This is a genomic window from Kribbella sp. DT2 (genome assembly GCF_049844575.1).
In the GTDB taxonomy this organism is placed as follows: Bacteria; Actinomycetota; Actinomycetes; order Propionibacteriales; family Kribbellaceae; genus Kribbella.
Genome location: NZ_JBNCLH010000002.1, coordinates 925,292 through 946,198 on the forward strand (window position 1 = coordinate 925,292; position 20,907 = coordinate 946,198).

Genomic DNA, 20,907 nt, shown 5'->3' on the forward strand with positions numbered 1-20,907 from the left:
GGGGGTCGCGGGTGGGTTCGGGTTGTTCCGCAGATTACAATGTAGTGTTGCTGCCGCCCGATGGGCACCCCGGTGATTACGCTGACCAGCGAACACGATCGCAGACGAGCACACAAGCCGGTGCGCAGCGCGGAATTCGTGTAGTACCCAGTTCCATCAGCACCGCCGCACCGCCGTACAGAAATCCCTGCGTCAGACGAGAGGTAATTCGTGTCGTCCAGCTCGTCCGAGAACCTTCCCGCCGAGTCAGCCCGGGCTGTGGCCGCCACCGCTCGGAGCACGGCCCCGAGGACCAGCGCCAGAGTGCCTGACCCTGCTGCCAAGAAGGCCACCGTGAAGAAGGCCGCCCCCGCGGCCAAGAAGGCTGCTGCATCCAAGGAGGACGGTATCCCCGCGAAGAAGGCCGCCGCGAAGAAGGCGCCGGCGAAGAAGGCCGTGTCCGAGGCGGGTCTGGCGATCGACCCGAAGACCGGTAAGCCGCGTGCGCTCGACGAGGTCGACGAGGCCGACTTCGACGCCGAGGCCGTCAAGCCGCTGGCCAAGGAGCTCACCGAGGACCAGGGCTTCATCGTCTCCGAGGCCGACGAGACCGACGAGCCCCAGCAGCAGGTGATGGTCGCCGGTGCCACCGCCGACCCGGTCAAGGACTACCTGAAGCAGATCGGCAAGGTCCCCCTGCTGAACGCCGAGCAGGAGGTCGAGCTCGCCAAGCGGATCGAGGCCGGCCTGTTCGCCGAGGAGCAGATCGGCGACGCCGAGACCAAGCTCAAGGAGAAGGTCAAGGACGAGTACGAGTGGATCTCGGAGGACGGCCGGCGCGCCAAGAACCACCTCCTCGAGGCCAACCTGCGACTCGTCGTCTCGCTGGCCAAGCGCTACACCGGCCGCGGCATGCTGTTCCTGGACCTGATCCAGGAGGGCAACCTCGGTCTGATCCGCGCGGTCGAGAAGTTCGACTACACCAAGGGCTACAAGTTCTCGACGTACGCGACCTGGTGGATCCGGCAGGCGATCACCCGCGCGATGGCCGACCAGGCCCGCACCATCCGGATCCCGGTGCACATGGTCGAGGTCATCAACAAGCTGGCCCGCGTCCAGCGGCAGATGCTGCAGGACCTCGGGCGCGAACCCACTCCGGAAGAGCTCGCCAAGGAGCTCGACATGACCCCGGAGAAGGTCATCGAGGTGCAGAAGTACGGCCGTGAGCCGATCTCGCTGCACACCCCGCTCGGTGAGGACGGCGACTCCGAGTTCGGCGACCTGATCGAGGACTCCGAGGCCATCGTCCCGGCCGAGGCGGTCTCGTTCACGCTGCTGCAGGAGCAGTTGCACGCGGTGCTCGACACGCTGTCCGAGCGCGAGGCCGGCGTGGTCTCGATGCGCTTCGGCCTGACCGACGGCCAGCCGAAGACGCTGGACGAGATCGGCAAGGTCTACGGCGTGACCCGTGAGCGGATCCGTCAGATCGAGTCCAAGACGATGTCGAAGCTGCGGCACCCGTCGCGGTCCCAGGTCCTGCGCGACTACCTCGACTGATGCACCAGGTGATCGCCGGCGCGCTGTCGCTGGTGATCCCTGCCCTCGATGCGGCAACTCTGGCCGCCGCCGTGCTCACGGCGGCGGCCTTGCTGTTCACGCTGCTGCTGGCCGATCGCACCTCACGCCGTACGCCGGTCGTGACGCCGCTGGTCGCGCTGACGCTGCGCGAGCAGTCGGCGCGGACGTCGTACGTTCCGCTGCGTGATCCGGACACGGCCGGCAGGCCACGTCCCCGAGCTCCCGGGCTGTAGTCGCACTTCTTCGCGACCGGTCCGAATCCCTTTGTTCTTGTGGAGCTCAGTCATGCCCTCATTTCTCGATGCGCCGATCAGCGGCGCGTACCACCTCGTCTCCTGGATCGCCGACCTGCTCGAACCCGTCGGTGGTCCGTACGCCGCGGCCCTGGCGATCGTTGCCTGCACGCTGCTCGTCCGGATGTTGCTGCTGCCGCTGAGTCTGCGGGCGGTCCGCGGTGAGAAGTCCCGCGCGGTGCTGATGCCGCGGATCCAGGAGATCAGTAAGAAGCACGCCAAGAATCCTGAGCGGGCGCAGCGCGAGATCGCCAAGCTGCAGGCCGATTCGGGGACGACACTGCTCGCCGGGTGCCTGCCGATGTTCGCGCAGTTGCCGTTCTTCTGGGTGCTCTACAGCCTGTTCTCGCGGGCGGTCGTCGGCGGCGAGCCGAACGAGCTGCTCGCCGGGACGTTGTTCGGCGCCCCGATCGGCGTGCACTGGCCGGTCTTCGCGACCACCCCCGCGTACGTCGGACTGGCGCTGCTGCTCGCCGTCGTCGCGTTCTTCTCCGCAAGGCGTCAGCTGGCGCGCCTGGACACGACCGCGACGCCGCTCAGCCGGAACCTCGCCAGGCTGCTGCCGTACGGCACGCTGGTCACCGCCGCGTTCATCCCGCTCGCCGCGGGCCTCTACCTGCTGACCACCACGACCTGGACGGTCGTCGAGCGGTCAATCCTGCTGCGCTGACTGACTGAGGAACCGCCGGGCCGCTGTCGAAGCAAGCCCGGCGGTCAGCGCTTCGGGCCGCGATTGGCTGGGCCCGAGCGGTCGCTCTGCTGGCCGGGCGGCCGTCCTTGGCCCGGTCGGCGGCGGTGCTCGGGCGCGGCTCCCTGCGTGGAAGGCCCCGACGCTTTCCAGATCTCTTCGGCGGTGTGGGCGTCGTTGGTCGCCTGGGCCTTCGCGATGGCCTTCTCGACCTGCTTGAAGGCTTCCCCGATCGGTGGCCCAGCGGCGGCCTTGCCTGACGCTGCCGCTCCGGCGCCCGCGCCGCCACCGGCGGCCGTGGCCCCACCCGCAGCCCCACCACCCGCGTCGGCTCCACCGGCGTCGGCTCCGTCCGCGGCGGCGGCCTGGAGCTTGCGCTGGTCGTCGAGGTTGCGGATGCCGTCGAAACCCCGCTCGCCGGTCTGGCCGTCGTCGGCGATGCGCCCGTGTCCGGGTGCGGTGGTTCCCCGGGCCGGTGGCAGGCCGGCCTCCATCGCGCGTCGGGTGTCCGCGACGCGCGCGGCGTCGTCCTGCTCCGGGGTGCGGTCGCCAGGTTCTGCCACGGCGCGACGATAGCCCGGGGTCAGGTCAGACGGCTGAGCCGGAGCCCGGCGGCAATGCGGCCGAGGACGCGTCTTGTGGCTGAGGCCGCGGCGGCCGGGAAGAACTTGAGTGTGCTGAGCTTGCCGGGGGACGTGCTGGCTGGGGGAGCTCGCCGGGCAGCCCCGGCGCCAGGTCAGGCGGCTGAGCCGGAGCGCCAGGTCAGGTTGCTGAGCCGGAGCTCCAGGCCAGGTCGGGCGGCTGAGCCGGAGCCGCAGGTCAGGTCAGACGGCTGAGCCGGAGCTCCAGGCCGTCGAGGACTCGGTCCAGGCCGTAGGTGAAGGTGTCGTCGTCGGCCGTGTTCAGGTCGTAGTCGGCGTAGGCGGCGTACAGGGCGCGCATCCGTGGGTGGTTCTGGGCGGCGCGCTCGGCGGCGGGCATCGCCTTGGCGACCCACTGCTCGACGGTCTCACCGGTACGGGCCAGCTTGGTGAGGGTGGCGGCCTCGTTGCCGGCGATGCCGAGCACGAATCCGATGACCGTCTTGGACGCCTGGTCGGCCTCGATCGTCGAGAACCCTGCGGTCTCGTACAGGGCCAGGATCCGGTCGGAGACGGCCATCAGGTTCGGCCCGATGAAGGTGACGCCGACGTCGGCCAGGGTCGCCGCCAGCCAGGGGTGGCGCTGGATGATCCCGCGCAGACTGATCGCGCTCGCGATCGCGCCGTCGCGCCACGCGGACGCGTCGGTGATCGTGGGCACCTCGAGCTCGCCGTACACGTGGTCGACGACCAGCTCGAGCAGCTCGTCCTTGTTCGCGACGTGCCAGTAGACGGCGGTGGCGACCGCGCCGAGCTCGGCGCCGAGCTTGCGCATGCTGAGGGCGTCCAGTCCGTCGGCGTCCAGCAGCTTGATCGCCGCGGCGACGATCTGCTCCTGGCTGAGCGCGGGCTGCTCGCGCCGCCGTCCGCGCTTCGGCCGCGTCCAGACCGAGTCCGGCTCCTCTGCCACCGTCCACCTCCGTTGTCGGGACGCCGTCATCCTATCTCATCCATTGAACACCGTGCAGGACTTGACCACTGTGCAATTCTAACTGCACACTGTTCAAGTAAGCTGAACACCGTTCAATTCAACTCTTCCGAGGGGATTCCCGATGACCGCCGAGCGTCACCCGCGCCGCTGGCTCATTCTGATCGTGCTGTGCCTCAGCACCTTCGTTCTCGTCCTGGACAACGGCGTGCTGAACGTCGCGATCCCGGCGCTCACGCAGGATCTCGGCGCCACCGCGCAGGACATCCAGTGGATCGTGGCCAGCTACATCCTGGTCTTCGCCGGCCTGCTGCTGACCGCCGGCAGCCTGTCCGACCGGTACGGCCGCCGCCGCGTGATGATCGCCGGTCTGGCGATCTTCGGCCTCGCCTCGCTGGTCGCCACGTTCGCCACCAGCCCGGAGCTGCTGATCGCCGGCCGGGTGCTGATGGGCATCGGGGGAGCGGTGGTGATGCCGAGCACGCTCTCGATCATGATCACGGTCTTCGACGACACCGAGCGCCGCAAGGCGATGTCGATCTGGAGCTCGGTGCTGATGGTCGGCCTGATCGGCGGCCCGGTGCTGGGTGGTGCGCTGATCGCGCACTTCTGGTGGGGCTCGGTGTTCCTGATCAACGTCCCGGTCGTCGTGCTGGCCATCGCCGCCGCGGTGATCTGGATGCCGGAGTCGAAGGGCCCGGCGCGCAAGGCCGACCCGCTCGGCGCCGTCCTGTCGACCGCCGGGCTGGTCGCGCTGGTCTGGTTCATCATCGAGCTGCCCGAGCACGGCGTCTCGTGGCCGGCGCTCGCCGTCGCCGTCGTCGGTCTGACCGCGTTCGTCGTCTGGGAGCTTCGTACGCCGGAGCCGATGGTCCCGCTGCACCTGTTCCGCGACCGCAACTTCAGCGGGGGATCGCTGTCCCTGGTGCTCGTCCAGGTCGGGAACGGCGGGCTGATCCTCGCGCTGATGCAGTACCTGCAGTTCGTGCTCGGCTACTCGGCGACCGAAGCAGGCTTCGCGCTGGTCCCGATGGCGATCGCGGTGATCGTGGTCAACGGCCTCGGCGCCACGCTCGGCCAGAAGATCGGCAACCGGCCGATGACGGTGGTGGGCCTGGTCCTGCTGTCCGGAGGCTTCGGACTGATGGCACTGCTCGACGCGAACGACGGCTTCGCCAAGGTGACGGTGGCGATGCTCGTGTTCGGTGCCGGTGGCGGGTTCGCCCAGCCGGCCGCGACGGCGGCGCTGATGGGCGCCGTACCGCACGAGCACGCCGGTGTCGGCTCCGCGCTGAACGACACGATGCAGCAGGCCGGTGCCGCGCTCGGCATCGCGATCCTCGGCAGCGCGATGGCCGAGCGTTTCACCTCGACCATGCCGGCCGGTACGCCGGAAGCGGCGCGCGGCTCGATCGGTGAGGCCCTCGCGGTCGCGTCGGCCACCGGGGACAACGGTCTCGCCGAGGTCGCCAGGTCCACCTTCGCCACCGCGATGTCGAGCACCTTCGTCGGCGGTGCTGCCGCCGTACTGGGTTCCGCGGTCATCGCCTTCTTCGTGCTGCGGGACAAGGCGCCCGTCGCCGAGACCTCGCACGCCGATCTCACTCCCGCCGCTCACTGAAAGGTTCGCCACTATGAAGCTCGACCTCCAGGCCGCCGAAGCCCTGCTCCGCACCAACCGCCCGCGGTTGATCGACGCCGGCAAGATCACCCCGCTGTGGACCGATGACGGGTTCGCCTACCAGGTCACCCGCGACGGCGAGGACAAGCTGTACGCCGTCGACCCGATCGCCCGCACCCGCACTCGGACCGAGTCTCTTCCCGCCCAGCCCGGCACCGGCGACTTCCTCGCGGTGGTCTCGCCCGACGGCAAGCACGAGGTGATCCGCCGCGGCCCGGACCTGTGGCTGCGGACCGTGGCCGACGGCACCGAACGCCCGCTGACGACCGACGGCGAGACCGACAACGACTACGGCACGAACTCGTTCTCCGTCGACGTCCTGCTCGGCAAGATCGGCATCCCGCACCTGCCGCCGGCAGTCGTGTGGTCCCCGGACTCGACCCGCGTCCTGACCCACCAGCTCGATCGCCGCAAGGTCCGCGAGACCCACCTGATCGACGTCCTGCCCGAGGGTGACGGCGCGCCGCAGTTGCTGACCCAGCGCTACGCCTTTCCCGACGACGAGCACCTGCCCGAGCAGCGGTACGTCGTACTCGACATCACTTCCGGTACGGCGGTTCGCGCCGAGGGTGAGCCGCAGTTGGTCGGCGTACTGTCGCCGATCACGATCGAGTGGGCATGGTGGTCCGAGGACGCCGTCTACTTCATGGAGCAGCCCAGGGATCAGCGCAGCCTGACGCTGAAGCGGCTGGATCCGCGGACCGGCGCTGTCCAGGAGGTGCTGACCGAGACCGGCGACACCCGTATCGAGCCCAACCAGTACGGGCAGGAGGCCGCGGTCACTCAGACGGCCGGCGACGAACTCCTTTGGTACTCGCAGCGCGACGGTTGGCCGCACCTCTACCGGTACGACGTCCGCGCCGGCGAGCTGCTCAACCAGGTGACGTCGGGGGAGTGGGGAGTCCGCCGGATCCTGCACGTCGACGAGACCGAGCGCGTCGTCTACTTCCTCGCCGTCGGATTGGTTGCTGACAGCCCCTATCGCCAGAGCGTCTGCCGGGTGAACCTGGACGGGACCGGCTTCGCCCGGGTCCTCGACGACGACCTGCACCACGACGTCTCCGCCGCGCCGAACGGCCGGTACTTCGTCGACACGGCCTCGACCGTCGCGCAGGCGCCGGTCAGCACGGTCCGTTCCTGGACCGGTGAGCTGCTGGTCGAGCTGGAGCAGGCCGACGTCACGCGCCTGCTGGCGACCGGCTGGCAGCCGCCGGAGGAGTTCCGCGCGCTCGCGGCCGACGGCGTGACCGAGATCTTCGGGCTGATCCACAAGCCGCACGACTTCGACCCGACGGCGAGCTACCCGGTCCTCAACAGTCCCTACCCCGGTCCGCACATCAACCGGACGGCGCCGGGCTACGACCCCGGGCACTTCGGACCGGACGCCGAGGCATTCGCCGCCCTCGGGTTCGTCGTGGTCGCGGTCGAAGGGCGCGGTACGCCGGGCCGGAGCAAGCAGTTCCACGACGCGTCGTACCGGCAACTGGAGACGGCCGGCATCGTCGACCACGTCGCGGCGATCAAGGAGCTGGCCGAGACCCGTTCGTGGATGGATCTCGACCGGGTCGGCGTGTACGGGATGTCGGGCGGTGCGTTCGCGACGGTCCGCGCGATGGGGGAGTTCCCGGAGTTCTTCAAGGCGGGTGTCGCCGAGTCGGGGAACCTCGACAACCGGGTCTACCTGCAGCAGTGGGGCGAGACGTACGCCGGTCCGGCCGGCGAGCAGGACTACGCGGAGGTCTCGGAGCTCGACCTGGCCGAGCGGATCGAGGGCCGGCTGTTGCTGGTGCACGGCGGGCTGGACGACAACGTTCAGCCGCACCACACGCTGCGGTTCGTCGAGCGGTTGATCGCCGCCGACAAGGACTTCGACCTGCTGATCGTGCCGCGCGGCGAGCACGTGCTGCTGGGCTACGAGCACCACGTCGTACGGCGGCGCTGGAACCATCTGCTGCAGCACGTGGCCGGCATCACGCCGCCCGGCTACCGGCTGAAGGCGACGCCGATCGACCTGGAAGTGATCGCCAAGATGATGGGCTGACCGCCCGAAGTCGCGGGCCACGGGCCGTTCCGGTCCGTGGCACGCATGTCGTGACAAATCCGGTCGAGTGGGTACCGTGCCGACGTTCCGCCATCGATCGGAGGCAGAAAGTGACCACCGCCCCAGTGCCGAAGGCCCCGCCCGGAGCCAGCCGCACCCGGTACCTGATCCTCGCGCTCGCGTTCGTAGGGCTGTCCCTGAACTACCTCGACCGGGCGAACCTCAGCGTCGCGCTGCCGTTCATCGAGGACGACCTGCACCTGGACCTGAGCAACGCCGAGAAGGGCCTGATCCTCGGCGCCTTCTTCTGGGCGTACGACGGGATGATGCTCGCCGCGGGCTGGTTCGCGGACAAGGTCGGCTCCCGCAAGGCGTTCACGTTCGCCGCGGTCTGGTGGTCGGTGATCACCGCGCTCACCCCGCTGGCCCGCGGGTTCTGGTCGCTGTTCCTGTTCCGGTTCGCGCTCGGCGCGGGCGAGGCGCCGGCGTACCCGAGTGCGACCAAGGCGTCGTCGCGCTGGTTCCCGAAGCACGAGAGAGCGTTCTCCACGGCGGTCATCGACTCCGGGTCGCGGGTCGGCACGGTGCTCGCGCTGCCGGTGGTGACGGCGCTGATCGCGTGGGTGAGCTGGCACTTCTCGTTCGTCGTACTGGGGGTGGTCGGGCTGATCTGGGCGGGCGCCTGGTACTGGTACTACCGCGACCCGATGGAGCACAAGCACGCGAACGCCGAGGAGCGCGAGTACATCGCGGCGCACGGCGCCCGGTTGGAGGAGAACGACGACAAGGACGCCGTCGAGGTGCGCTGGCGGGACCTGTTCCGCTACCGGACCGTGCGCGGCATGATGCTCGGCTTCTTCTGCCTGAACTTCGTCATCTACTTCTTCCTGACCTGGTTCCCGTCGTACCTGAAGGACGCTCGCGGTCTCGACCTCGCGGAGCTGGGCACGCTCGGGACGCTGCCCGGGATCACCGCGATCGCCGGCGCGTGGATCGCCGGCCTGGTCGCGGACCGCTTCATCCGGCGCGGCGCCGACGTCACCCGGGTCCGCAAGACGGTGATGGTCGGCGGGCTGCTCGGTGGCGCGGCGATCGTGTTCGCGGCGCCGGCGTCCTCGGTGTACGTCGCGCTGCTGTTCCTGGCGATCTCGTACGCGAGCCTGGCGATCGCGGCCACGGGGATCTGGTCGTTGCCCGGCGACGTCGCGCCGAGCTCGCGGCACGTCGCGTCGATCGGCGGCATCCAGAACTTCGCCTCGAACATCGCCGGCATCATCAGCCCGTTCCTGTTCGGCCTGCTGCTCGACCTCAACGACGGCTCGTACGGCCCGTCCTTCGCGGTCGCGGCCGGCGTCGCCGTGGTCGGCGCCCTCACCTACGCCTTCGTCGTCGGCAAGGCCGAACCGCTCCCGCCCCTCGTCCCGCGCCGGCCGCAGGACGCCTGAGCCGCCGCGCCGCCGGGCCCCCGATCCCGGCGGCGCGGCCTTTTGCCGATCTGGCAAGGATGTTTGCCCGTACGGCGAAGCCCGGAGACGATCGGTTCCATGACGACAGAACAGCTTCCCGACGCGTGGTGGAACACCTTCTACTCCGAGCACGACCAGATCTGGAGCGGCAAACCGAACATCGTACTGACCGAGCAGGTGGCCGGCCTGACCCCGGGCCGCGCGCTCGACCTCGGCTGCGGCGAGGGCGCCGACGCGATCTGGCTGACCGAGCAGGGCTGGACGGTGACCGCGGTCGACATCTCCTCGGTCGCGCTGGGGCGGGCGGCCGAGCATGCGAAGGACGCCGGGGTCGGCGACCGGATCGAGTGGCAGCAGCACGAGCTCGGCAAGTCGTTCCCCGACGGCGAGTTCGATCTGGTGTCGGCGCAGTTCCTGCACTCCAAGACCGAGCTGGACCGCGACGCGATCCTGCGCAGCGCCGCCGGCGCGGTCGCGCGTGGAGGAGTGCTGCTGATCGAGGGCCACATGGGTTTCCCGCCCGGCGAGCACAACCCGCACCCCGACATCCACTTCCCGACGCCGGCCGAGGTGATCGAGAGCTTGGCGCTGGCCGACGGTGAGTGGGACGTCGAGGTCAGCGAGGTGCACGACCGGGCGCAGGTGATGCGCGACGGCGTACTGATCACCCGGCGCGACAGCACGGTCAAGGTCCGCCGCCGCTGAGACTGTTCACGGTGACATGCCCTGGGTTCATCGCTCGCGGTGAACCCAGGCGAACCGCAGCTTTTCGGCGCTCTAGTCCATCCGTGGAAGAGAGACGGTGAAGGTCGCGCCGCCGCCGGGGGTGTCGGTGACCTTCACCTCGCCGCGGTGCGCGGCGACCAGGGCGGCGACGATCGAGAGTCCGAGGCCGGAGCCGCCGGTGACTCTGGTGCGGGCGGAGTCCGCGCGGTAGAAGCGCTCGAACACGCGCGCCTTCTGCTCCTCGCTCAGCCCGGATCCGGTGTCGGCGACCTCGAGCACGGCTCGGCCGTCGCGGGTGCCGACGGAGACTGTGATCGGGGCCTCGATCGGTGTGTGGTGCAGGGCGTTGCTCACGAGATTGCCCAGGACCTGCCGCAGGCGCGCTTCGTCACCCTCGACGACCGGCGCACCGGAGTTGGGAAGGATGCGCAGGCTGATCTCGCGCTCCGGCTGCACGGCTTCCACGTCGTGTACGGCGTCGCCCGCGAGCGTGAGCAGGTCGACCGGCTGGTACTGCAACGGGCGCTGCTGGTCGAGCCGCGCCAGCAGCAGCAGGTCGTCGACGAGCAGGCCCATTCGCTTCGCCTCGTCCTCGATGCGTTTCATCGTCGCCGGCTCCATCGCCCCACCGCGCTGACGCGTCAGCTCGGCGAACCCGCGGATCGAGGTCAACGGCGTGCGCAGTTCGTGGCTCGCGTCCGCGACGAACCGCCGCATCCGGTCCTCCGACTGGCGCGCGTGCTCCTCGGACCGCCGGGCGTCCTCCTCCGACTGGCGAGCGATCTCCTCGGACTGCCGGGCGATCTCCTCGGACTGGCGGGCGAGCTCGGCGTTGCGGCGGGCCGACTCCTCCGAGCGCCGCGCGGCGGACTCGCTGGCCGTCCGCTGCGCGAACGCGGTCTCGATCTGGCCGAGCATCTGGTTCAGCGCGAGCGACAACCGCCCGACCTCCGTCCGTGGATCCCGCTGCGGGATCCGCCGGCCGAGATCGCCGCCCGCGATCGCGACCGCGGTGTGCTCGACGTCCTCGAGCCCGCGCAGACTTCGCCGTACGACGTACGTGGCAACACCCGCGAGCAGCACGAGCAGGATCACCCCGGCCGCGATCTGCACCCCGACCAGCTGCTGAAGCGTGTGGTCCAGATCGGACAGACTCTGTCCGATCACCAGGTAGCTGCTCCGGTTCGGGAGCGGAACAGCGATCAACCGCCAGTGGTCGTCGCCCGACGTCGCGGGTGCGGTGAACGCCTTGCCGCCCTTCGACACGACCTGCGCGAGCGTCAGCGTCGGGACCTGCGGCGGGGCTTCGCCTGCCCGCAGGGGCTCGCGGTACGGCCCGCTGTCGTCGGGGGTGCCGTCGGAGTGGAAGACCTGGACCAGGAACGCGCTCGGCAGCCGGGGCGGACCGCCCCGGTCCGGCTTGAACGCGGGCCCCTGGCCGTCCGCCGTCGGCAGCCGGTCGGTGATCGGCTTCGCCGCGTCGGCGAGCTGGCTGTCGACGCGGTCGGTCAGGTAGCCGCGCATGATCGTCGTCGCGACCAGACCGGACGCCAGCAGGGCGGCGGTGACCAGCGTCAGCAGGACGAGCACGATCGTGACGCGCAGCGGGTAGCGCTCGGTGAAACGGCGGTGGCCGCGTCCGGTCCTCGGCCCACCGGTGTGGCCGCTCGCGGGTCCGAGCGAGGGCATCAGTTGGGGCCTCTCGGCGTCCGGAGGACGTAGCCGACACCGCGGACCGTGTGCAGGAGCTTCTGGTCGCCGGTGTCGACCTTGCGGCGCAGGTACGACATGTACGACTCGACCACGCCGGCGTCACCGGCGAAGTCGTAGTTCCAGACCGCGGACAGGATCTGCCCCTTCGACATCACCCGCTCGGAGTTCTCCAGCAGGCAGCGCAGCAGCTTGAACTCGGTCAGCGACAGCTGGACCGCCTCGCCGGCCTTGAACACCTCGTAGCTGTCCTCGTTGAGCTCGAGGTCGGCGTACTTGAGGACGGCCGGCTCGGTCGCGGCCTGCTCGCGGTGCCCGGAGCGCCGCAGGAGGGCGCGGACCCGCGCGACCAGCTCGTCCAGGCTGAACGGCTTGGTCACGTAGTCGTCGCCGCCGGTGTGCAGGCCGAGCACCTTGTCCTCGACGGCGTCCCGGGCGGTCAGGAAGAGGACCGGGACGTGCCGATCCTCTCCCCGCAGCCGCCGGACCACCTCGAAACCGTCGAGCCCGGGCATCATCACGTCGAGCACGACGAGGTCGGGCTCGACCTCACGGGCCTTCTTCAGCGCCTCGGCGCCGTGCGTCGCCGTCGTCACGTCGTACCCGGCGAACCGGAGACTCGCCGACAGCAGTTCGACGATGTTCGGCTCGTCGTCGACGACCAGGAGGTGCGGGCTCATGCCCACCAGTCTGCACCGGCGATCCGTGCGAACCCTGGCACCTTCCTGGCAGTTGGCTGTGAGTCCTGTCAGCGCGGGCCGCGCTTGAACCCCCACTTGTCCTGGGCCGCGCCGCGCACGGTCCCGTCGTTCACGGTGGTGGCGGTGGCGACGTTGTTCGCGACGACGGCCGAGACGGTGACCTGGTTGCCGGTCTTCACGTCGTCGATGCCGTCGCGGGCCGCGTTCACCAAGGTGTCCTCGGTCAGCGTGTACTCACGGCTGTAGCCGTCGGTGCTCTTCACGGTGAGCTTGTCCTTGCTGACCGCGGTGACCTCGCCGCGCTGGGTGGACACGGTCTGGTAGCCGCCGCCCTCCTTCTCGACCACGAACTCGCCGTGCAGCGCGCCCATGCCGAGCCCGAGCTCGCCGTGCCTGCCTGGTCCGCCAGGTCCGCCGGGGCCGGGCTTGGCCGGATCGGCCGGCGTGGCGGGTGCGGAAGGTGATGCCGAGGGCGCAGGCGACGGGTCCGCACTGGTGGTCGCCCAGGCGACCCCGCCGGCCGCCGTGGTCACGACCACCGCCGCGACGGTGCCAGCCACCCGCCACGGCTTGTCGGTGAGTTTCTCGAACGACGCCATCTGCAACTGCCTCCCGGTACGACGTACCAAGGCCTTTCACCTGGTACTGGTCGTCCCACCCTCCGCCGCGGACCTGAGACGAGCCTCCCGCGCGGCTGGCAAAACCCTGGCAGTCAGACCAGGAACAGGACGGCGCCGAGCCAGACGGCCGCCGCCAGCGCCGTACCGACGAACTCGATCAGGATCGACAACCCGGTCGCGCGGAGCGCGTGCTTGGTCGACGTCCAGGCGTCCGGGTGGGTGCCGAGGCGCTGCCGTTCCGAGAGGTACACGCCGAGCGGGAAGCCGACGAACATGCCGACGACCGGGATCACGAAGAACCCGACGATCCCGAGCAGCACGCCGATGAACATCGAGCGTCTGGGCACGCCGGACTCGCGGAGCCGGCGCTCCGGGACGATGTACTTGACCACCTGGCTCGCACCGATCAGCACCACGGCCGCGGCCAGCACGACCCAGCCGGTCGGGCTCTGCTCCTCCAGCGCCCAGACCAGGATCGCGGCGAGGCTGAGCAGCGCCCCGGGCAGCACCGGGACCACGATGCCGATGATGCCGACGAAGATCGCCACCCCGACCAGGAACGTCGCAACGCTGTTCACGCCTCCACTCTGCCGTAAAACGCTCGGCTTAGTGTGGACGCATGGCTGCCCGAACTTCGAAAGCACTGCATGAATTGGTCACCACGCTCGCCGCCCCCTGGGTGGTGCTGTCCCCACGCTCGGGCCAACTCTCCGGGAGCGGAGCCGAGGGGGTGTTCGCCCGGGACCGCCGGATCCTGTCGCGGCTGGTGGTGACGGTCGACGGTCGGGAACCGCTCCCGGTGCACGTCGACGAACCAGGTCAAGGAGTGACCGTCTTCGGTGCGGTGATCGAAGGCTTGGGAGACGGTGGACACGATCCGACCGTGCGGTTGCGGCGGACCCGCACGGTGGGTGGTGACGGTCTGACCGAGCGGATCACGGTGGTGAACAACTCCCACCAGACCGTCGACTGCCTGCTGACCGTTGCTCTCGGCACCGATCTTGCCGGGACGGCGGAGGTCCGCAGCGAGGCTGCGGCGGACCTGCCGACGGTGAGTGCTGCGGTCGACGGGGATGCCTTGCGCTGGGAGAAGGCGGGGACGCGGGTGAGCGTCGCGGCCGCCGAGTCGGTGCTCACGCCTGACGGAGTGCAGTGGGACCTGCAGCTCAAACCGGGCGACGAGTCCACGGTCACGCTCCAGGTCACCGCGGAGTTCCCCGCGGCGACTGGCTTCGAGATCAAGCCGCCTGAGCAGCGTCCGGCGTACGACGAGGTCGTGCTCTCCTGCTCGGACTCCCGCGTCGAGCGGTGGGTGCGGAGATCCCTCGACGACCTCGCGGCGCTGCAACTGGGGACCGGGGGAGAGCGCTATCTCGGCGCCGGGCCGCCCTGGTACCTCACGCTCTTCGGGCGCGACTCCCTCATCTCGGCGGGCATGCTGATCCCCGTCGACCCGGAGCTTGCCGCAGGCACCTTGCGCGCGCTGGCAGCGTGGCAGGGCAGCAAGGTCGACGCCGACGCGGCCGAGCAGCCGGGCAAGATCCCGCACGAGCTGCGCGCCGAGGTCGCCGACCACGGCAACGGGCTCGTGCTGCCTGTGGCGTACTACGGAACGCACGACGCGACCCAGCTCTGGATCACGACCCTGCACAAGGCGTGGCGCTGGGGCATGCCCGCCGACGAGATCCGCGCGCTGCTGCCGAACCTGCAGCGCGCGCTCCGTTGGATGCGCGACTACGCCGATCCCGACGGCGACGGCTTCCTCGAGTACGTCGACGAGTCCGGCCACGGCCTGGCCAACCAGGGCTGGAAGGACTCCAGCGACTCCGTCCAGTGGCCCGACGGCACGATCGCCACCGCGCCGATCGCTCTGTGCGAGGTGCAGGGTTACGCGTACGCCGCCGCGCTCGCGGGTGCGGAACTGCTGGACGCGTTCGCCGGCGACCTCGGCGATGCGCGCGAGCGCGATGGTGCCGGCGCTTCCGGCGGGGCCGACGAGTGGCGGGTCTGGGCGGCCGAGCTCAAGACGAGGTTCCGGGAGAAGTTCTGGGTCGACGGGTACCCGGCGATCGCGCTCGACGGCGCCAAGCGGCCGGTCGCGGGACCGGCGTCCAACATGGGCCATCTGCTCGGCACCGGACTGCTCGACGCCGACGAGGAAGCGACCGTCGCCGATCTGCTCGGCGACCAGCAGCTCGACTCCGGCTTCGGGCTGCGCACGCTGACGACGGAGATGCCCGGGTTCAACCCGCTCGGCTATCACACCGGCAGCGTCTGGCCGCACGACACCGCGATGACTGTGCAAGGCCTGTACGCCGCTGGGCGATCCAGTGTTGCGACGACGTACACACGCGGTCTGCTGGAAGCCGCGGAGTCGTTCGGCTATCGGCTACCCGAGTTGTACGGGGGAGCGGGAACGGCAGAAGAAGGCAGCCCCACGCCGTACCCGCTGTCCTGCCGCCCTCAGGCCTGGGCAGCCGCTTCAGCAGTTGCGGTGATTGTGGCGGCGCTGGGCATCGAACCCGATGTCCCGGCCGGCACCCTCGACATCACGCCCGCGAGCGACTTCCCCTGGAGATCACTGCGCGTTGACGGTGTGCGTGTCGGTGAGCGAACGCTGACTGTCGAGTACACAGATGGAAGTCTTACCTTGAGCTAGAGGTTCACTGCCGTGAAGGCCGCGACGACCGACACGGCCAGGTAGCTTCCGCCTGCCAGGTAGCGCTGGATCTGCGTGCTGCGCGGCGAGCGGAAGCGCCTGCCGATCGCGTCCGCACCGACCGCGTAACAGAGATCGAGCGCCAGCCCGATCACCAGGACGGCCAGACCGAGCAGCAGCATCTCGGTCCGGACCTGGCCCGCGTCCGCGTCGCGCGTCGTGAACTGCGGGAGGAAGGCGAGGAAGAACAACGCGGCCTTCGGGTTCAGCAGGTTCACCAGCACGCCGGCGCGGAACACGCGCCCGAGCGGCTCGGTCCGCAGCGAACCGAGCCCGGAGGAGGTGCCCTTCGAGCGCAGCGTCTTCACGCCGAGGTACGCCAGGTACGCCGCACCCGCGAGCGAGATCACCGTGAACACCCTTGGCGAAGCCTCCAGGACGGCGACCAGCCCGAGCGCCGTGACCAGGATGTACACCACCGACCCGGTCTCGATCGCGAACGCCGACACGACGCCCGCTCGCCGGCCCTGGGTCAGGCTGCGCAGCGAGATGTAGATGTTGTTCGGCCCCGGCATCCCGACCAGGACCACCGTCGCCCCGACGAACCCGAGCAGCTGCCCGATTCCCACGATCACCCTCACACTCTTCAACTGGACTGCTTCCGCGACTAGCCTGGCCGCTCGCCATCCAGTCCACCCGAGCCAATCCGAGGAGAAGTGGACCGTTCCGGAGATCCCGCCGTCCTGGCCGACCTGATCGGCCGGCGCCTGACCGGTCGCAGCGGCGGCCTGTACCGCCGCCTGGCCGACGCGCTCACCGCGCTGATGGGCTCGACCGAGCTCCCGGTCGGCGCGAAGCTCCCGGCCGAACGCCGGCTCGCCGAGGCGCTCGCGGTCAGCCGCAGCACGGTCGTCGCGGCGTACGACGAACTGCGCGCCCGCGGACTCGTCGAGAGCCGTCGCGGCAGCGGTACGACGGTCGCGCGGTCCGCGAGCCGTGGCCGGTCGACCGCCGACAAGCGGATGCCGATCGGGTACGGCGAGTCGCTGTTCCACCGGATCACCGTCGGCCCGGGCGACGTGATCTCGATGACGTACGCCGTCGATCCCGGCATCCCCGACCTCGCCGCCGAGGTCGAGGACCTGGCCCGGACGGACCTGCCCACGCTGCTCCAGGACGTCGGCTACCACCCGCGCGGCATCGAGCCGTTGCGGCAGCGGATCGCCGAGCACTTCGAGCAGAGCGGCCTGCCGACCAGCCCCGACGAGATCGTCGTCACCAGCGGCGCTCATCAGGCGATCGCGCTGGTCACGCAGATGTACCTGCGGACCGGCGCCGCTGTCGTGATCGAGCAGCCGAGCTGGCCGGGCTGCTTCGACCTCTTCGGTGCGGCCGGTGGGCGCGTGGTCGGCGTACCGCTTGACGATGCAGGCATCCGTCCCGACCTGCTGACGGCCGCGCTCGAGGAGCACCAGCCGGCGATGCTGTTCGTGATGCCGACCTTCCACAATCCGACCGGCCGGCTGATGTCACCGGCGCGGCGCCGCCAGGTCGCCGAAATCGCCGGCCGGTACGGCGTGGTGGTGGTCGAGGACAACGCCTATTCCGCCGGCGATCCGGCCGGGCCGGAAATTCCGCCGCCGCTGGCCGCCTACGCGCCGGGTAATGCGGAGGTGCTGTCGATCGGGTCGGTGTCGAAAGCGGTCTGGGGCGGATTGCGGATCGGCTGGATCCGCGCGCCGCGACCATTGGCCGACCGGCTCACGCGACACAAAGCGCTCGCCGATCTCGGCAGTCCGGTGATCGACCAGGCGCTCACCGCGCGGTTGCTGCCGCGACTGGCCGAGGTGACCGCCGAACGGGCCCGGCTGGCCACCGGACGACGTGCGCACATCGGGGAGCTGCTGCGCGACCGGCTGCCCGAGTGGGAGTGGGAGGAGCCGGCCGGGGGATCGGCGTTGTGGGTGCGGCTGCCGGACACGGACGCGCGGGTGTTCGCGCAGATCGCGCTGCGGCACGGCGTCGAGATCGTTGCCGGGCACGCCATGGATCCGACCGGTGACCATGACAACTACCTGCGGTTGCCGTTCGCCTACGCGCCGGAGGTGCTTGTCGACGCAGTGAACCGGCTGGCCGGTGCGTGGCAGGAGTTCCGCCGGCACGGACCGGAGCCCGGCGTACCGGTGGTGTGACGTACCCGACACCGGAGTTGTCCGGTACCGGCCACGTTCTGGCGCCGTACAGGACTGATGGCGGCCACCCTGTCCGGGTGACCGCCATCACTAAGTGTGTGTGGTCTGCGCCGCCGTTGGCGCCTACGAGGCCTGGGGTTACCGCTCCTCGTCCGCGGCCGGGACCGGGCTGACGGCTTCGAGCCGACCGGTCTCGTCGTGGATGGTGATAGCGATGTCGCGCAGCTTCTCCGAGTGCTCCCGGCCGTGGTGGGCGCAGAACAGAAGCTCCCCACCGCTGGTCAGGGTCACACGGACGTAGGCCTGCGCACCGCAGCGGTCACAACGGTCCGCAGCCGACAGGGTCGAACTCGGGGCGAGTGCTGTAGTCACTTGAGGCCTCATCTCATCTAGTTCCGTACTCACCAGATAGCAACATCCTGACATGCGGATCGCTTCCCGGTAGGTGCAGCGTGTCCGAATGTGAGACGAACCACCTGTTCCCTTATGACGCATATTGACGGGGAATCGTTTCGGATTCGGTCGATCTGTTGTTTCCGGCGGGTGTCGGGCGTGTCCTCTTTCACTGTGCGCCACCGAATGCTCACTGTGTGCTCACATCCGGAGTGTCGGAATTTCCTGTGATCGAGTCCAGATCGATATCTGCCGAAACACCTATCTCTGGCGGATCCCTGTCGATGCTGTTGTTGCTTGCGGTGGTGCTCAATCGGTACCCCACCATGATGCCGAGCAACCCCAAACGAGCCACATCGACCTCCTGCCAGGTTTTGGGGGTGGGGCCTCGTAGGCTGTCACTCGTACGGCGGCCAAGTCGTCGTACGGTTGTCTGCTTGTGAACCAGTGAAGGAGCCCTGTGGCCGCCCCGACGCCTCGCAGTACCGAGCTCGACCCGACGTACAACGCCCGCAACCTGCTCGTGCTCGAAGGGCTGGAGGCCGTCCGCAAGCGCCCGGGCATGTACATCGGCTCGACCGACAGCCGCGGCCTGATGCACTGCCTGTGGGAGATCATCGACAACGCCGTCGACGAGGCCCTGGCCGGCCATGGCGACCGGATCGACGTCGTGCTGCACAAGGACGGCTCGGTCGAGGTGCGCGACAAGGCCCGCGGCATCCCGGTCGACATCGAGCCGAAGACCAAGCTGAGCGGCGTCGAGGTGGTCTTCACCAAGCTGCACGCCGGCGGCAAGTTCGGCGGCGGCTCGTACAACGCCTCCGGCGGTCTGCACGGTGTCGGCGCGTCGGTCGTGAACGCGCTGTCCGCGCGCCTCGACGTCGAGGTCGACCGCGGTGGCGTGGTCTGGACCACGTCGTTCCGGCGCGGTGTGGCCGGCGAGTTCGACAGCGAGGGCGCCGCGGCGTCCTTCACCGCTGCTGTCGGTCTGCGCAAGGCCGGTCGTGCCAAGAAGGGTGTCACCGGGACCCGGATCCGGTACTGGGCGGACCGTCAGGTCTTCACCAAGGACGCCGCGTTCAACTACGACGAGCTGGTCACCCGCGCGCGGCAGACCTCGTTCCTGGTCCCCGGCCTGGAGCTGGTGATCCGCGACGAGCGCGGCGACGAGGCGACCGAGGAGTCGTTCAAGCACGAGGGCGGGATCTCGGAGTTCTGCGAGTTCCTGGCCACCGACCAGCCGGTCACCGAGGTCGTCCGGCTGACCGGGACCGGGCACTTCACCGAGACCGTGCCGATGCTCGACGACGCCGGGCACATGACCCCGACCGACGTCGAGCGCGACCTGGAGGTCGACATCGCCGTCCGCTGGGGCGACGGGTACGAGACCGAGGTCCGCTCCTTCGTGAACATCGTGTCGACGCCCAAGGGCGGCACGCACGTGGCCGGCTTCGAGCGGGCGCTGTCGAAGGCGTTCACCGGCGTGCTGACCGGGACGCGGCTGCTGAAGAGCGGCGAGGAGATCATCAAGGACGACGTGCTCGAGGGACTCACCTCCGTCGTCACCGTCCGGCTGGCCGAGCCGCAGTTCGACGGCCAGACCAAGGAGGTGCTCGGCACGCCGGCCGCGTCGCGGATCGTCGCGAAGGTCGTCCAGACCGAGCTGGAGACGTTCCTCACCTCGACCAAGGGGGCGGCGAAGGCGCAGGCGCGCGCCGTACTGGAGAAGGTCGTTGCCGCGTCACGCACGCGCGTCGCGGCCCGTCAGCACCGGGAGCTGCAGCGGCGCAAGACCGCGCTGGAGTCGTCGGCCCTGCCGGCGAAGCTGGCCGACTGCCGCAGCAACGACGTGGACCGCTCCGAGCTGTTCATCGTCGAGGGTGATTCGGCGCTCGGTACGGCGAAGCTCGCGCGCAGCTCGGAGTTCCAGGCGCTGCTGCCGATCCGGGGCAAGATCCTGAACGTGCAGAAGGCGTCGGTCGGCGACATGCTGAAGAACGCCGAGTGCGCCTCGATCATCCAGGTCGTCGGCGCCGGCTCCGGCCGCACGTTCGACCTGGAGCAGGCCCGCTACGGCAAGATCATCTTCATGGCCGACGCCGACTCCGACGGCGCCCACATCCGCTGCCTGCTCGCCACGCTTTTCTTCCGCTACATGCGGCCGCTGGTGGACGCGGGTCGCGTCTACACCGCCGTACCGCCGCTGCACCGCTTCGAGCTGACGAACCCGAAGAAGGGGCAGGACAAGTACCTGTACACCTACAGCGACGCGGAGTACCAGCGAAAGTCCGCCGAGCTGATGAAGAAGGGCGTCCGCTGGAAAGAGCCTCCCCAGCGCTACAAGGGTCTGGGCGAGATGGACGCCGACCAGCTGGCCGAAACCACCATGGACCCCCGCCACCGCACGCTGCGCCGGATCACCGTCGACGACGGCGAAGCCGCCGCCAACGTCTTCGACCTGCTGATGGGCAATGACGTGGCACCGCGCAAGGAGTTCATCGTCCAGGGCGCTTACGAGCTGGACGAGACCCGCATCGACGCCTGAGCAACTGGCAGTCGACACCCCCGCAGCCGAGCCGGCCGCGGGGATGTTGCTGTCCCCGGGTCGCAT

At 69.6% G+C, this 20,907-nt stretch carries 18 protein-coding genes; 10 read left to right on the forward strand and 8 right to left on the reverse strand.

Going from position 1 to position 20,907, the window contains the following annotated elements:
- Nucleotides 1-210: 210 nt before the first annotated feature.
- Genes ACLQ2O_RS13120 through ACLQ2O_RS13130 form a run of 3 tightly spaced genes read left to right on the forward strand, consistent with a single transcriptional unit; the run spans nucleotide 211 to nucleotide 2,520 of the window.
- Entirely contained in the window at nucleotides 211-1,536 is a 1,326-nt protein-coding gene (locus tag ACLQ2O_RS13120; RefSeq protein ID WP_425830783.1) for an RNA polymerase sigma factor, read from the forward strand.
- Entirely contained in the window at nucleotides 1,536-1,790 is a 255-nt protein-coding gene (locus tag ACLQ2O_RS13125; RefSeq protein WP_425830785.1) for a DUF6412 domain-containing protein, read from the forward strand. The genes ACLQ2O_RS13120 and ACLQ2O_RS13125 overlap by 1 nt, the downstream gene beginning before the upstream one ends.
- 52 nt (nucleotides 1,791-1,842) lie before the next feature.
- The gene (locus ACLQ2O_RS13130) at nucleotides 1,843-2,520 is read left to right on the forward strand and encodes a YidC/Oxa1 family membrane protein insertase (RefSeq protein WP_425830787.1); all 678 of its coding nucleotides are present in this window, start codon (nucleotides 1,843-1,845) and stop codon (nucleotides 2,518-2,520) included.
- A 44-nt stretch (nucleotides 2,521-2,564) separates the two neighbouring features.
- On the opposite strand, the gene ACLQ2O_RS13135 is transcribed toward ACLQ2O_RS13130, so the two are convergent.
- Both ACLQ2O_RS13135 and ACLQ2O_RS13140 read right to left on the reverse strand, forming a co-directional pair.
- Nucleotides 2,565-3,101, reverse strand: coding sequence for a hypothetical protein (locus ACLQ2O_RS13135; protein ID WP_425830789.1), 537 nt, complete (start codon nucleotides 3,099-3,101; stop codon nucleotides 2,565-2,567).
- Nucleotides 3,102-3,357: 256 nt separating this feature from the next.
- A complete protein-coding gene (locus tag ACLQ2O_RS13140; RefSeq protein ID WP_425830791.1) occupies nucleotides 3,358-4,089 on the reverse strand; it encodes a TetR/AcrR family transcriptional regulator in 732 nt (243 codons plus the stop codon).
- Nucleotides 4,090-4,231: 142 nt separating this feature from the next.
- Between ACLQ2O_RS13140 and ACLQ2O_RS13145 the strand changes: the two genes are divergently transcribed.
- From ACLQ2O_RS13145 to ACLQ2O_RS13160, 4 genes are all read left to right on the forward strand, one after another.
- Complete coding sequence (locus tag ACLQ2O_RS13145) at nucleotides 4,232-5,728, forward strand: MFS transporter (RefSeq protein ID WP_425830793.1); 1,497 nt, start codon at nucleotides 4,232-4,234, stop codon at nucleotides 5,726-5,728.
- Between the two features lie 13 nt (nucleotides 5,729-5,741).
- Nucleotides 5,742-7,829 (forward strand): DPP IV N-terminal domain-containing protein, encoded by a 2,088-nt coding sequence (locus ACLQ2O_RS13150; RefSeq protein WP_425830795.1) that lies wholly within the window; start codon nucleotides 5,742-5,744, stop codon nucleotides 7,827-7,829.
- Nucleotides 7,830-7,939: 110 nt separating this feature from the next.
- The gene (locus tag ACLQ2O_RS13155; RefSeq protein ID WP_425830797.1) at nucleotides 7,940-9,274 is read left to right on the forward strand and encodes an MFS transporter; all 1,335 of its coding nucleotides are present in this window, start codon (nucleotides 7,940-7,942) and stop codon (nucleotides 9,272-9,274) included.
- Nucleotides 9,275-9,373: 99 nt separating this feature from the next.
- On the forward strand, nucleotides 9,374-10,000 hold the full coding sequence (locus tag ACLQ2O_RS13160) for an SAM-dependent methyltransferase (protein WP_425830799.1): 627 nt from the start codon (nucleotides 9,374-9,376) through the stop codon (nucleotides 9,998-10,000).
- A 72-nt stretch (nucleotides 10,001-10,072) separates the two neighbouring features.
- Here ACLQ2O_RS13160 and ACLQ2O_RS13165 read toward each other — a convergent pair whose 3' ends face one another.
- From ACLQ2O_RS13165 to ACLQ2O_RS13180, 4 genes are all read right to left on the reverse strand, one after another.
- The gene (locus ACLQ2O_RS13165) at nucleotides 10,073-11,710 is read right to left on the reverse strand and encodes a sensor histidine kinase (protein WP_425830801.1); all 1,638 of its coding nucleotides are present in this window, start codon (nucleotides 11,708-11,710) and stop codon (nucleotides 10,073-10,075) included.
- Nucleotides 11,710-12,411: a response regulator transcription factor gene (locus ACLQ2O_RS13170; RefSeq protein WP_425830803.1), complete on the reverse strand. Its 702-nt coding sequence runs from the start codon at nucleotides 12,409-12,411 to the stop codon at nucleotides 11,710-11,712. The genes ACLQ2O_RS13165 and ACLQ2O_RS13170 overlap by 1 nt, the downstream gene beginning before the upstream one ends.
- Nucleotides 12,412-12,479: 68 nt before the next feature.
- A complete protein-coding gene (locus ACLQ2O_RS13175) occupies nucleotides 12,480-13,031 on the reverse strand; it encodes a hypothetical protein (protein ID WP_425830805.1) in 552 nt (183 codons plus the stop codon).
- A gap of 113 nt (nucleotides 13,032-13,144) precedes the next feature.
- A complete protein-coding gene (locus ACLQ2O_RS13180) occupies nucleotides 13,145-13,630 on the reverse strand; it encodes a DUF456 domain-containing protein (RefSeq protein ID WP_425830807.1) in 486 nt (161 codons plus the stop codon).
- A gap of 41 nt (nucleotides 13,631-13,671) precedes the next feature.
- Here ACLQ2O_RS13180 and ACLQ2O_RS13185 point away from each other — a divergent pair, with 41 nt between their 5' ends.
- The gene (locus tag ACLQ2O_RS13185; protein ID WP_425830809.1) at nucleotides 13,672-15,711 is read left to right on the forward strand and encodes a glycogen debranching N-terminal domain-containing protein; all 2,040 of its coding nucleotides are present in this window, start codon (nucleotides 13,672-13,674) and stop codon (nucleotides 15,709-15,711) included.
- Here the strand turns inward: ACLQ2O_RS13185 and ACLQ2O_RS13190 are convergent.
- Nucleotides 15,708-16,346, reverse strand: a complete 639-nt coding sequence (locus tag ACLQ2O_RS13190) for a LysE family translocator (protein WP_425830811.1) — start codon at nucleotides 16,344-16,346, stop codon at nucleotides 15,708-15,710. The genes ACLQ2O_RS13185 and ACLQ2O_RS13190 overlap by 4 nt on opposite strands.
- An 81-nt stretch (nucleotides 16,347-16,427) precedes the next feature.
- Between ACLQ2O_RS13190 and ACLQ2O_RS13195 the strand changes: the two genes are divergently transcribed.
- A complete protein-coding gene (locus ACLQ2O_RS13195; RefSeq protein WP_425830813.1) occupies nucleotides 16,428-17,903 on the forward strand; it encodes a PLP-dependent aminotransferase family protein in 1,476 nt (491 codons plus the stop codon).
- Between the two features lie 138 nt (nucleotides 17,904-18,041).
- Here ACLQ2O_RS13195 and ACLQ2O_RS13200 read toward each other — a convergent pair whose 3' ends face one another.
- On the reverse strand, nucleotides 18,042-18,287 hold the full coding sequence (locus ACLQ2O_RS13200; RefSeq protein WP_425830815.1) for a DUF7455 domain-containing protein: 246 nt from the start codon (nucleotides 18,285-18,287) through the stop codon (nucleotides 18,042-18,044).
- 469 nt (nucleotides 18,288-18,756) lie between these two features.
- On the opposite strand from ACLQ2O_RS13200, the gene ACLQ2O_RS13205 reads away from it, so the two are divergent.
- Nucleotides 18,757-20,841 (forward strand): DNA gyrase/topoisomerase IV subunit B, encoded by a 2,085-nt coding sequence (locus tag ACLQ2O_RS13205; protein ID WP_425830817.1) that lies wholly within the window; start codon nucleotides 18,757-18,759, stop codon nucleotides 20,839-20,841.
- Nucleotides 20,842-20,907: the final 66 nt, after the last annotated feature.